This is a genomic window from Pseudomonas sp. 9AZ (genome assembly GCF_902506525.1).
Lineage (GTDB): Bacteria > Pseudomonadota > Gammaproteobacteria > Pseudomonadales > Pseudomonadaceae > Aquipseudomonas > Aquipseudomonas peli.
Map to the genome: position 1 here is coordinate 2,379,333 of NZ_LR733840.1, position 11,836 is coordinate 2,391,168.

Genomic DNA, 11,836 nt, shown 5'->3' on the forward strand with positions numbered 1-11,836 from the left:
GCGGTTTAAATTGTTAACACTGGCCTGCTATTTGCTCTGCTTAACTTGACGTAACACTTAAAGAAAAGCGCCTATGCGCCGATAGGCGTTCTAAGCCACTGCCCTATAAAGGTCCTGAAAATGTTGTTCAGCCGACTTTCCATCCAGTTGAAAATCACCCTATTGGCCGGCCTGTGCTTGCTGGCCATTGTTGCGGTGCTGGTATCCGCCTCGGTCATTCAGGCCTCACGCAGTGCCAGCCTGGTCAAGCAGGCCAGCACCGCCATGCTGCAGGAGTCTGCGCAACTGCGGATGTCCGCACGCGGCGAATCCCAAGCGTTGCAGATTCAACGCTACTTTATGGACGCCTATCAATACGGTCGCGGCGCGGCGACGCAGGTGTTGTTTATTCGGGAACAGGCTGAGAAGCGCTTTCTAGATGCCTTTGACCTGCGTGAAGACCTGACTCGACAGGTGCGCAGTGCGCTAGAGGCCAACCGCAGTTTGCTGGGTATTTATGTCGCATTCGAACCGAACGCGCTGGATGGAAAAGATGAGCTTTTTGCTGATCAAGGCAACCTCGGTAGCAATGACAAAGGTCGCTTTTCGGTCTATTGGTCACAGGGTGATAACGGTGAGCTGAGCTCCGAGGCCATGACAGAAGAAAGCCTCAATGACACCACCCCGGGAATCAGCGGCGCGCCCTACAACGCGTGGTACAGCTGCCCACTGCAGAAAAAAAAGGTGTGCCTGCTTGATCCCTATATTGATGAGGCTGACGGGGTAAAGACTCTGATGACCAGCATCGCCTTCCCCTTGCTCCAAGGCGACAAGGTGATTGGCGTATTGGGGGTTGATATCAGCTTGACCAGCCTGCAAGAGCTCAGCACCAGTGCTCATCAAGGTCTATTCGACGGCGCCGGCCATGTGAGCATCATCAGCCCCGCCGGCTTGCTTGCTGGGCACAGCCGCGACAGCAGCCTGCTGGGTGGGAAACTGGAAAAAGCCTTTACCAATCAACACAACGAAATCCTCAGCCTGGTGGCAAGCAATCGCCAGGAAACCTTGCACCATGATGGTGCGCTGCAAGTGCTGCAACCGCTGCTGCCAATCCCTGAGTCGCAGCCGTGGGGGGTGCTGATGGAGGCGCCTGAGAAGGTTTTGTTAGCGCCCGCTGCCCATCTCGAAACGCAAATGGATGAAATGGGCACGCGCAACACTGCGGTGTCCTTGGGCCTTGGCCTGGTTGCCGGGGTGGTGGGGATTCTGCTCATCTGGTTGACGGCGCTTGGGGTCACCCGGCCGATTATCGGTGTTGCAGCAATGCTGAAGAACATCGCCAGCGGCGAAGGTGATCTGACCCGTCGCCTGGAGTACGCCAAGCAGGATGAACTGGGCGAACTGGCCAGCTGGTTCAACCGTTTCCTCGACAAACTGCAACCCATCATCGCTGACGTTAAACGCAGCGTGCAGGATGCGCGCAGCACAGCCGATCAGTCCGCCCTGATCGCCAGCCAGACCAGCGACGGCATGCAGCAGCAATACCGTGAAGTGGATCAGGTGGCTACAGCGTTCCAGGAAATGAGCGCCACCGCGCAGGATGTTGCGCACAACGCGGCTCAAGCCGCAGAAGCCGCGCGCACTGCCGACCAAGCCAGCCGTGAAGGCATGAGTGTGATCGGTAAAACCACTTCGACCATCGAACTGCTGGCCAATGAAATGAACGTCGCCATGCAGGAAGTCGAAGGCCTGGCCAATAGCAGCGAGAAGATCGGCTCAGTACTCGAAGTGATCCGCTCGATCGCTGAACAGACCAACCTGCTGGCCCTGAACGCTGCGATTGAAGCCGCCCGCGCCGGTGAAGCAGGCCGTGGTTTTGCCGTGGTGGCGGATGAAGTGCGCAACCTCGCGAAACGCACCCAGGACTCGGTGGAGGAAATTCGCCAAGTCATTGAAGGCTTGCAAAGCGGCACCAAGGAAGTAGTCAGCACCATGCACAGTAGCCATCGCCAGGCGCAGGGCAGCGTCGAGCAGGTTGAGCAGGCAGTGGCCGTGCTGCAACGCATCAGCCAAGCGGTCAGCGTGATCACCGACATGAACCTGCAGATCGCCAGCGCGGCTGAGGAGCAGAGCTCGGTGGCCGAAGAAATCAACCGTAACGTCGCTTCGATCCGGGATGTCACTGAATCGATTTCCGCCCAGGCAGACGAGTCAGCAAAAATCAGCCAAGGGCTTAACAAATTGGCCAACCACCAGCAAAGCCTGATGGACCAATTCCGCGTTTAGCGCAGATGGCATGATCGGACCGCCACTCTGGCGGCTGCTTCCTTGTGACGCAGGCTAACCATTGTTAGCCTGCGTTTTTTATTGATGCCGCAGAAATCGAGAGGTGAACGATGCTCAATATTGCACTAGTGGCCGGTTCCAGCCGCAGTAACAGCCAATCGGGCAAGGTTGCCCGCTTCTTGCGCCAGCGTCTGATTCAGTTGGGTTACACCGATGATGCGCAAAGCAATGTGATCGACTTGGGCCTCGCCCCGCTGCCGCTGTGGCCTGCTGAAGACGCCGGCCCCTGGGGGCTGTACAGCAAGCAACTGGCCGCTGCCGATGCCGTGGTGATCATTTCTCCGGAGTGGAATGGCATGGCCTGCCCGGCCATCAAGAACTTCTTTATCTACGCCAGCAAAGCTGAGCTGGCGCACAAGCCAGGCCTGTTAGTGGGCGTTTCGTCAGGGGTAGGTGGGGCTTATCCGATCAGCGAGCTGCGCGTCTCCAGCTACAAAAACTGCCGCCTCTGCTACTTGCCTGAGCACTTGATCGTACGCAGTGTCGAGAAGGTGCTGAACACGCCAGAACCGAGCCACGAAGAGGACCAGCGCCTGCACGCACGGATCGATTACGAGCTGGATATTCTGGTCAAGTATGCGCACGCCCTGCTTCCCGTTCGCGCCAGTATTGATATGAGCAACCCGGCATTTGCCAACGGCATGTAAAGATTGCACTGAACGCACCTGATGACCTCAGGTGCGTTTTAGCGGCAAGCTGACCGTGACGCGCAACCCATCCAGCGGGCTCTCTGCCAGCTGCAAACTTCCGCCCCACGCATCAACAATATCGCGCACGATACCCAGGCCCAGGCCATGACCGGCGACCTGTTCATCCAGACGACTACCACGGCTGAGCACTTCGTCCCGCAGCGCGACGTCGATACCCGGGCCATCATCATCAATCGTAAGTTGGTAGCCCGCTGCCACTTTGCAGATATATAGCTGTACCTGGCTATCCGCCCACTTGCAGGCGTTGTCCAGCAGGTTACCGAGCAGTTCCAGCAGGTCTTCACGGTCCCAGGGTAAGCGCAAACCAGGCTCGGCCTGCCACTCCAGTTGCAGGTGGTTGCCGTGGATCATTGTCAGGGTCGAGAACAGCTCCGGCAGCTCGCTGGCGCAGTCAAAATGCGCGCCGGGCAAGGCCTCCCCAGCTAAACGCGCACGCCCCAGTTCACGGGCGATGCGCTGCTCGATCTGTTGCAACTGACCGTTCAGGCTTTCGCGCAATTGCGGCAGCTGTTTGAGCTCTTCCCGCGTTGCCAGACTGACCAACACCGCAAGCGGTGTTTTCAATGCATGGCCGAGGTTACCCAACGCATTACGCGACCGTTTGAGGGTGTCTTCGGTGTGCGCCAGCAGGTGGTTGATCTGCGCCACCAGCGGTTCCAGCTCAAGCGGCACCTGCTGATCCAGCTGGCTACGTTGGCCTTGCTGCAACTGCAAAAGCTGCCTGCGGACTTGTTCCAGCGGGCGCAATGCCCGACTGACGATCAGCCGTTGCAGCAACAAAATCAGCACAAGTGCACTGACTCCCAAGCCCAGAATAACTTTCTGCACCTGGCTGAAACTATCGAGTATCGGCCTGTAATCACGCGCCACATGAATCACGATGGGCTGGCCATAACGCTGATAATCAGCACGGTACACCAGCCATTGCTGACCTTGAGGCCCGTCGCCGAGTGCATCTTTCAAGCCTTCGGCTTCAACTGTGTGCAGCTCTCGGTCCCAAAGTGAGCGCGAGCGCCAGCTCTGCTCATTCAGGTCGATGCGAAAGTACAGGCCGGAGTATGGCCGCTTGTAGGCGGCACTGAGGCGACGTTCATCCAGCTGCAAGCCATTGGGCCCACGCACGACCGCGCCCAGTAACGTCTGGGTTTCATCCTGTAAGGTTGTTTGCAGGTAACCCCGTAGGCTGCGGTCAAACAGCCAAAGGCTGCTTTGCGCCAGCAGCAGGCCGACAATCAGCAATACGCTGACCAGGCCAAGGCTCAAACGCCGTTGAATCGACCTCAAGCAGTATCCCCGCTGAATCGATAGCCCTGCCCGCGGCGGGTTTCGATGATCTCGCGCCCCAGCTTGCGCCGCAGATGGTTAACGTGCACTTCGATGACATTCGAGTCGCGTTCGCTTTCACCGTCATACAGGTGCTCAGCCAGGTGGCTCTTGGACAGCAATTGCCCAGCATGCAGCATGAAATAGCGCAGCAGGCGGAATTCCGCAGCAGTCAGCTGCACTTCTTCGCCGTTGCGTTGTACCGATTGTCGCCCTTCATCCAGTTGCAAGCCCGCCGCTTCGAGTTGCGGCTGGTTAGCCAGACCATGAGCGCGGCGCAGCAAAGACTGGATTCGCAGGTGCAGCTCTTCCGGATGGAAGGGTTTGCTCATGTAGTCATCGGCGCCCGCCTTGAGCCCTTCAATCCGCTCAGCCCAGGAGCCGCGTGCGGTAAGGATCAAGACCGGTGTGGTGAGCCCACCAGAACGCCATTCCTGCAACACCTCAATCCCCGGTTTGCCAGGCAAGCCGAGGTCGAGAATGATCAAGTCATAGGGTTCAGTGGCCCCCTGATAAGCCGCATCGCGGCCGTCGGCCAACCAATCCACCGCATATCCTTGGCGGATCAAACCGGCCAGCAGCTCATCAGCCAGGGGAACATGGTCTTCAACCAGCAACAGGCGCATTCAGTCTTCCACCTCATCCTTGAGCACTTCGCCGGTGCTGGCATGTAATTCCAGTTCGCGCACAGTGCCGTCGTCAGTCACCAGCTCGACTTCGTAGACCAGTACGCCGTCCTCTTCTTCCAGCTCGACTTCCAACAGCACCGCGCCAGGATGGCGCTGCAAGGCCATCTGCAGCAATTGCTCAAGGGGCATGATCAACCCCTCGCGGCGCAGACGGAGTGCTTCATCCTGATCCAGGTCGCGCGCACTGCTGCTGAGCGTCAGCGTCAGCAGCAGGAAGGCCAGGAGTGCGCGAGGCAGCCAAGCAGTGGTGTTCATTAATCGTCTCGTTGGTTCTTCAGCACTTGTGCATTAGTGGCATCCAGTTCGACATCCCACTGCACGCCCTGGGCGTCGCGAACTTCTACCTGATAGATGTAGCGGCCGTACTCTTCTTCCAGCTCGGTGTCTTCGGTCTTGCTGCCTGGATGCAGCGCCAGAGCGGCGGCATTGAGTTTTTCGAAGGACTGAATGGTACCGGCGTCACGCAGTTTGAGTGCTTCATCCGGGCCCAGGTCACGGGCTTGAACGAGGCCGGCAGTCAAAGTCAGAGCAGCAGCGGCACATACAGCAGTCAGTGTTTTCATGTTCAGATTCCTTAATGGAGTTGGCTTTCGATGGAGTCCAAGTTACTGCACACGACTTAACTCAAGCTGAATTTGCTTAATACTTGGCGCAAGCACTGATTTATCTCAACCCACGCGCACATCATTCACGCGCTGAAGTCGCTTGGCCTGGCCATTCAGCGCCCTATAATCGCTGCCTTGCGCGATGGAGGCCAGCATGAGTGCGATATTAATCAAGTCCCCTGCTTTGACAATCAAGGCCGGCAAACGCGCCCTCGCGCGTATTCGCGAGCACGGCTTGCAACCAGCCGATGTCGGCATTCTGCCCGGCGCTGCGGGTGGGCCGAAAGCGTTAGGGATTCAGGGGCTGGATCTGGCGCTGTTCGGCGACTGGCTGCAACGCGCGCCGCGCGAGCGTTCGCTAATCGGGGCATCCATCGGTTCTTGGCGTTTCGCCAGCGCCTGTTTGCCGGATGCTGCAGCAGGCCTGCGTCGCCTCGGCGAGCTGTATACCTCGCAGCGCTTTGCCAAAGGCGTGAGCATGGCGCAAGTGTCGAGTAGCTGCAGCCTGATGCTTGATCAACTGCTCGGCAACGACGACGCCAACATCCTCAGCAACCCGCATTACCGTTTGAATATCGTCGTGGTGAAAAGCCATGGCCTGCTCCAGCACGATCACCGCGGGGCACTCGGCCTGGGCCTGTCATCGGTGATTGGCAGCAATCTGCTGGGCCGTCCGCGACTGGCCAAACACTTCGAGCGGGTGATTCTGCACGACGCCCGCCTTGCTCCGCCCTTAGGGACGCTCAGCGACTTCCCCTCGCGTTATCTGCAACTCGACAGCGGTAATCTGCGTCATGCATTGCTGGCCTCCGGCTCCATCCCGATGATCATGCAAGGGGTCCGCGATATCCCCGGCGCCGGCCCTGGCACCTACCGCGATGGTGGCCTGCTTGATTACCACCTCGACCTGCCGTACAGCGGCGACGATATCGTGCTCTACCCGCACTTCACCGATAAGGTCATTCCCGGCTGGTTCGACAAGGGCATGCCCTGGCGCCGGGGCGATGGCGGACGCCTGCAGGATGTGCTGCTGCTGGCCCCCTCACGTGACTACCTAGCACGCTTGCCCCATGGCAAACTCCCCGACCGCAAGGATTTCAGTCGTTACCTGGGCGATGATGCCGGCCGCGAGCGCTATTGGCGCACGGCCATGAGCGAAAGCCAGCGGCTTGGCGACGAATTTCTCGAACTGGTCGACAGCGGCCGCCTCGGCGAGCGTCTGCAGCCACTCTAAAAATTGAAGCCAACCGAACACCCAAAGCAGCATGACCCAGGATGGGCAGGATGAAACTCGCAGTCGCCATTATCCACGGCATCGGCACGCAACCCGACCTGCGTGACGACGAAGGCCAGCACGCTTTCGCCCACAGCCTGATCGCCGGGCTGCGCCAACGCCTCGGTGCCGAAGCCAACCAGGTGGCTTTTCAGACGTTGTACTGGGCCAGCGTGCTGGATAAGCGGCAACTGGCTTTTCTCGACAAACTGCGCGACCAGCCCGTGCGCTGGCGCTGGTTACGACGCATCGTCACGCTGTTTCTGGGTGATGCCAGCGGCTATCGCAAAGTCAGCCAGGCATACGACACCACTTATGAAGAAGTCCATCAGTGCCTGCGCAGTGGCCTCAATGCCTTGCGCGCCAAGGTCGATGCCGATACGCCGCTGGTGGTGCTGGCGCACTCACTGGGCGGGCATATTTTCTCCAATTTCGTATGGGATCAGCAGCGCATCAATACCGCTGAAGAATGTCCATTGGATCCCTTTCTGGCCTTGGAAACCCTGAGCGGGCTGATCACCTTTGGCTGCAATATCCCCCTGTTTACCTTTGCTTATGACCCGGTCGTGCCGATCCGCTTCCCCGGCCACTGCCTGACTGACGCGGTGACCAAACAGGCGCGCTGGCTAAATCTCTACGCACCTGCTGACCCGCTGGGTTATCCGCTGCGCCCATTGCCCAACTACGCCGCCGTGGTCGCTGAAGATCGCGCCATGCCAGTGGGGCCCTGGTACAAGCGCCATACCCCGTTGAGCCACGTGGGCTATTGGGATGATCGAGGCTTTCAGCGCTATATCGCTCATTACCTGCAGCAATTACTGGCCGTCTGCAAAGGCTCAGAGAAGGCCTAACCTCCCTCTTCCTCGCCCTGTTTCTCGGCTTACACGATTAAAACTGTGATTTATCGGACAATTCCGTGCATTTTTTCGCCAGCATGTGACTTGCTGGTCAGCTTCGGTCATCAACAACTATGACTGGCAAATGTGAATTCACCGTTTGCCCTTGTGTATTTGGGATCACCTCGGAGAAACCGACCCCATGAACGCACCGCTGCGTTTTAACGAAGCCCTGCTGATTGCCGACCGCGCTTTTCAACCTTTCCAATGCGTCGCCTGGGCCCCGCAAGATGGCACTGGCAACCTCAGTCTTAGCGTGATCGACCGGACCAGCACCCGCCTGCTCGGCCGCACGCAGCTGTCCAGCACCATCTACAGCGACCCGGTGCAATTTGCCGACGTGCTCAAGCAGTCCCGTGAGCAACTCAGCCAGCAAGGTTTCGCCTTGGAGCCCTGGAGCATGCCGGAGTAATCGGCTGCTGTAATAAGGGCTCTGAGCGGCCAATCGGCCCCTCTTGTCAGAGCCCTTCCCTTCCTTCTTTACCCCGTTTCAAATCCCACCCTGCGGCCCTTGCACTCATTTCCTGACTGAGCTTTGCTGCACCCGTGCATTAGCGCTTATGCTCAGCAAATCAATCATTGCGAGGAGTTTGCCATGCTGCAATTGCGCCCCAACTGTGAATGCTGCGACCGAGATTTGCTGGCTGACTCCACTGATGCATTGATTTGCTCGTTCGAATGCACGTTCTGTCGGGAGTGTGCGGACAACAGGCTTAATGGCACCTGTCCTAACTGTGGGGGCGAATTGCTCCAGCGTCCTCGTCGTCCCGCCGCCAAACTGCTCAAGTACCCCGCGTCAACTGAACGAGTCAATAAAGCCTAATTCGTTTAAGGCCACTCAGGACAAAGCAGGAGACACACATGAGCGACGAGGACAACAAGCCGTTGACGCTGTGGGAGATGCTGCAAAGCGTACTAAGCGCAGCGTTCGGTGTGCAGAGCGGAAAGAACCGTAGCCGTGACTTCTCAAGGGGCAAGCCCAGCCACTTCATCATTCTCGGCGTGCTGTTTACCGCCGTCTTCGTGCTGGTAATCTTCGGCATCGTCAAACTCGTGCTGCACCTGGCAGGCGTCTGACTTATTGCAGCAGCGGTTGAATGGAGAACTGGTAATCCTTGAGCTGCGGTCGGTAGACGGCACTGAACTGGCGAAAATCAAGGCCAAAACCTGGCACTTTGAGGCGTTTCTGCAAATGAGCAGCCTGTTTGGCGTCCAGTAAGCTGAAAAGCGGATCGACTCGGTCTTTGCCACCGCGCTCGGCAAAATCCAGCCCTGCATGGTAGTCATGCAACATCACCATGGCCCACCCTCCGAGGGTGAAATGTCCGGCCACCAAGACGCATAGTTTGCGGTCTATACGCGCTTGCAAAACCTCATCTGAGTTATTCAGCGCCGACAGATAAATATCCTTACCCGGTTGCCGGCCGATTTCTTGTGCCGCTTGCATCACACCAAACGCCATTTCATCGTTAGCCGACCACACCAGCTTTGCCTCCGGGTAGCGTGGAAGGATCAGTTGCGCCTGTTCATAGGCGCGTTGACGCTTCCACTCACCTTGCAACATCTGCTGCAATTTGATCTCCGGGTGCTCACGCAAGGCACGATGCAGGCCGTCTTCACGCAAGCTTGAAGAGGGAGTGAATCGCACACCAGCAAATGCGAGCAGACTGCCGGGCTTACCCTCAAGCTTGGCGATCAAGGCCTTAGCCATCCAATAGCCTGCTTGCTCGTCGTTGGGCACCAAGCTGCCAATCCAGTTGCGATAGCGTTCGCGTGAGGCGCCGATAAGCTGTTGCTGTTCAGGCGTAAGGGTACTGTGCAGGGAAAACAGCTTGATCGGACTGTCGGCAAACTGCCGGAGCAACTCCGGCGCGGTGTACATCTCGTTGACGAATATCAGGTAATCCGGTGGGTTATCGCGGGTCAGTAACTCGCGGGCTTTTTCCAGTAGCTGCGACGGGTTGCGCTCACCGTAAATAATCTGCAGCTGCATGCCCAGGTCATCGGCAGCGGCTTGCATAAAGTCACTGTAACCGACCCAGAAAGGCTCATTGGAAAACCCCGGATTGAGAAAGACCACCGAAGCCGGCGTCTTTCCCGCTGTGTGTGCGCTCTCAGCGATGACCGGTGTTGTCACGCCAAGTGCCCATATGCACACAGCGCTGATAACCGTTAAAACAAACCTGAACACGCAATGCCTCCTCATCGGGGCGCTGAGTATATCGGCAAAGCCATAGCAATTAGCCATCTCATCGAAATGAGCGGCCTGTGCAACCAAGACGGCACACAGTGCAGTCGTTACAATCGCCTCCCTGCGTTTTCGTTGATCGGTGTTATATGTCGCCTCTGGAAATCATTGCTTCAGCCCTTGGCGTGTGGGCAGTTTGGCTGACCGTGCGGCAAAACCGCTGGTGCTGGCCGCTGGGTTTGCTGATGGTGCTGATGTACGCCTGGATCTTCTATGACGGCAAGTTGTACTCAAACATGCTGCTGCAAGGTGTGTATGCCGTCTTGCAAGGTTATGGCTGGTGGCTTTGGACGCGCGGTGGCAGCAGCCAGACCGGCGTACAGGTCAGCCGACTGAGCCAGCAAGGCATGATGATCAGCTTAGCAACAGGTGCAGCCGGTGCACTTGTGCTCGGGTATCTGATGGCCACATTCACCGATGCGGCCGCGCCCTGGCAGGATGCAGCGCTAAGTGCATTCAGCCTGGTCGCACAGGTATGGATGGCGCAGAAACGTGTGGAGTGCTGGCCACTGTGGGTCATTCTTGATCTGCTTTTCGTCGCGCTGTTTGTACAGCAGGGCCTGTACCCGACAGCGGCACTGTATGGGCTGTTTACCCTGTTGGCGGTCAATGGCTGGCTGACATGGCGGCGTGATCGCGCGCTGGTTAACCCATGAAGGCACAAGCATGAAGGTGCTGGTACTCACCGGGCCAGAGTCCAGCGGTAAAAGCTGGCTGTCTGAGCATATCCAGGCGAATTTTGGCGGCGTGTTGGTAGGCGAATACGTGCGGCATTTTATCGAGCGTGAGCAGCGTGACACCTGCTATGCCGACATCAACGCGATCGCCCGGGGCCAATTGGCCTGGGAAGATCAAGCCCGCGCTGAACGCCCTGAGTTGCTTATCCTCGACACACATTTGCTCAGCAACATGCTCTGGAGCCGCGAGCTATTTGGGGACTGCCCCGCCTGGATTGAACAGGCCTTACTCGAACGTGACTATCACCTGCACCTGCTGCTCAACCCTGTCGATGTGCCCTGGGTCGACGATGGCCAGCGCTGCCAGCCAGCGCTGGCTCAACGGTTGACGTTTTACCAACACTGCGAACACTGGCTGCGGCAGCATCAACAGCCGCTGCAATACATTCAAGGTAACTGGGCGCAGCGCCGAGAGCAGGCGCTGGTCACCGTGGCTGACTGGCTCAACTCAACGCAATAGCACGCTGGCCCATGCCAGCAGCAAACTCAGGCAGACAACCAACGTCAGCGGTCGGCGTAGGCGTGGGTACCATTGCGGTGCCAAGCCCAGTTTGACGGCCCTCACGTCAGCGGCATACAACCCACCGAACGCTAATAAGCACAGCGGTAACGCCAAGCTGGTTGGCATACCGCCGCTGATGGCCAGCCAGCCCAGCAAAGGCGGCACCACGGATAACCCCAGCTGCATCTGCGCTTGCTCGTCAGTACTTTCCGCACGCATTGCCAGGCCCCAGTGGATCGCCCCCATAAACGCCAAGATCACAGCGGCATAATCCAACAACGCAGCCAACACCAGCTCTCGCCACCCTTCAGGTGTCACCCAGATGCCCAGTGCGCCGGTAACAAAAGGCACCAACCCGGCATAGCCCAACATCAACGCCAATTTAGGCGGCTGTGGCGCGTCAAATGGATGCATCAATTCACTCCTGCGGGTTATTTCGTCATCACCGCACTGTAAAACGATTTTCGGCCCTAGAAGAAGCCTATTTCCGGGATTTTGCTGTAATGGCTGCTTGCCATCTGCGGCTGC

Annotated in this window: 14 protein-coding genes and 2 pseudogenes; 10 read left to right on the forward strand and 6 right to left on the reverse strand. The window is 58.1% G+C overall.

What is annotated here, in order from left to right; genetic code table 11:
- Positions 1-339 precede the first annotated feature (339 nt).
- The 3 genes and pseudogenes from ALTER154_RS21260 to ALTER154_RS11025 form a co-directional block, all read left to right on the forward strand.
- Positions 340-1,407 (forward strand): annotated as a pseudogene (locus ALTER154_RS21260) (HAMP domain-containing protein); the annotation flags it as partial.
- 345 nt (positions 1,408-1,752) lie between these two features.
- Positions 1,753-2,265, forward strand: a pseudogene (locus ALTER154_RS21265) (methyl-accepting chemotaxis protein); the annotation flags it as partial.
- 110 nt (positions 2,266-2,375) lie between these two features.
- Positions 2,376-2,972, forward strand: coding sequence for an NADPH-dependent FMN reductase (locus ALTER154_RS11025; protein ID WP_160087002.1), 597 nt, complete (start codon positions 2,376-2,378; stop codon positions 2,970-2,972).
- Between the two features lie 27 nt (positions 2,973-2,999).
- Here the strand turns inward: ALTER154_RS11025 and ALTER154_RS11030 are convergent, their stop codons facing one another.
- From ALTER154_RS11030 to ALTER154_RS11045, 4 genes are read right to left on the reverse strand one after another with little or no spacing between them, the layout of a single operon-like run.
- On the reverse strand, positions 3,000-4,319 hold the full coding sequence (locus ALTER154_RS11030; protein ID WP_160087004.1) for a sensor histidine kinase: 1,320 nt from the start codon (positions 4,317-4,319) through the stop codon (positions 3,000-3,002).
- Positions 4,316-4,984, reverse strand: coding sequence for a response regulator transcription factor (locus ALTER154_RS11035; RefSeq protein WP_090253630.1), 669 nt, complete (start codon positions 4,982-4,984; stop codon positions 4,316-4,318). The genes ALTER154_RS11030 and ALTER154_RS11035 overlap by 4 nt, the downstream gene beginning before the upstream one ends.
- Positions 4,985-5,302: a PepSY domain-containing protein gene (locus ALTER154_RS11040; RefSeq protein WP_160087006.1), complete on the reverse strand. Its 318-nt coding sequence runs from the start codon at positions 5,300-5,302 to the stop codon at positions 4,985-4,987.
- On the reverse strand, positions 5,302-5,610 hold the full coding sequence (locus ALTER154_RS11045) for a PepSY domain-containing protein (protein WP_160087008.1): 309 nt from the start codon (positions 5,608-5,610) through the stop codon (positions 5,302-5,304). Before ALTER154_RS11045 ends, ALTER154_RS11040 begins: the two co-directional genes overlap by 1 nt.
- Before the next feature lie 196 nt (positions 5,611-5,806).
- Between ALTER154_RS11045 and ALTER154_RS11050 the strand changes: the two genes are divergently transcribed.
- The 5 genes from ALTER154_RS11050 (at position 5,807) to ALTER154_RS11070 (ending at position 8,898) form a co-directional block, all read left to right on the forward strand.
- Positions 5,807-6,886 carry a patatin-like phospholipase family protein gene (locus tag ALTER154_RS11050; protein WP_160087010.1) on the forward strand — a complete coding sequence of 360 codons (1,080 nt, stop codon included), beginning with the start codon at positions 5,807-5,809 and terminating at the stop codon, positions 6,884-6,886.
- A gap of 50 nt (positions 6,887-6,936) precedes the next feature.
- Entirely contained in the window at positions 6,937-7,776 is an 840-nt protein-coding gene (locus ALTER154_RS11055) for a hypothetical protein (RefSeq protein ID WP_160087012.1), read from the forward strand.
- Between the two features lie 187 nt (positions 7,777-7,963).
- Entirely contained in the window at positions 7,964-8,233 is a 270-nt protein-coding gene (locus tag ALTER154_RS11060; RefSeq protein WP_090253619.1) for a hypothetical protein, read from the forward strand.
- 183 nt (positions 8,234-8,416) lie between these two features.
- Complete coding sequence (locus ALTER154_RS11065) at positions 8,417-8,644, forward strand: DUF1272 domain-containing protein (RefSeq protein ID WP_160087014.1); 228 nt, start codon at positions 8,417-8,419, stop codon at positions 8,642-8,644.
- 38 nt (positions 8,645-8,682) lie between these two features.
- A complete protein-coding gene (locus ALTER154_RS11070; protein ID WP_090253615.1) occupies positions 8,683-8,898 on the forward strand; it encodes a DUF2970 domain-containing protein in 216 nt (71 codons plus the stop codon).
- Position 8,899: 1 nt separating this feature from the next.
- On the opposite strand, the gene ALTER154_RS11075 is transcribed toward ALTER154_RS11070, so the two are convergent.
- Positions 8,900-10,027, reverse strand: a complete 1,128-nt coding sequence (locus tag ALTER154_RS11075) for an ABC transporter substrate-binding protein (protein WP_160090104.1) — start codon at positions 10,025-10,027, stop codon at positions 8,900-8,902.
- Between the two features lie 131 nt (positions 10,028-10,158).
- Between ALTER154_RS11075 and pnuC the strand changes: the two genes are divergently transcribed.
- Together pnuC and ALTER154_RS11085 are read left to right on the forward strand one after the other, a co-directional pair.
- Complete coding sequence (pnuC, locus tag ALTER154_RS11080) at positions 10,159-10,725, forward strand: nicotinamide riboside transporter PnuC (protein ID WP_160087016.1); 567 nt, start codon at positions 10,159-10,161, stop codon at positions 10,723-10,725.
- Between the two features lie 10 nt (positions 10,726-10,735).
- Positions 10,736-11,266 carry an AAA family ATPase gene (locus ALTER154_RS11085; RefSeq protein WP_160087018.1) on the forward strand — a complete coding sequence of 177 codons (531 nt, stop codon included), beginning with the start codon at positions 10,736-10,738 and terminating at the stop codon, positions 11,264-11,266.
- Here ALTER154_RS11085 and ALTER154_RS11090 read toward each other — a convergent pair.
- Positions 11,255-11,722 carry a DUF3429 domain-containing protein gene (locus ALTER154_RS11090; protein ID WP_160087020.1) on the reverse strand — a complete coding sequence of 156 codons (468 nt, stop codon included), beginning with the start codon at positions 11,720-11,722 and terminating at the stop codon, positions 11,255-11,257. The genes ALTER154_RS11085 and ALTER154_RS11090 overlap by 12 nt on opposite strands.
- Positions 11,723-11,836: the final 114 nt, after the last annotated feature.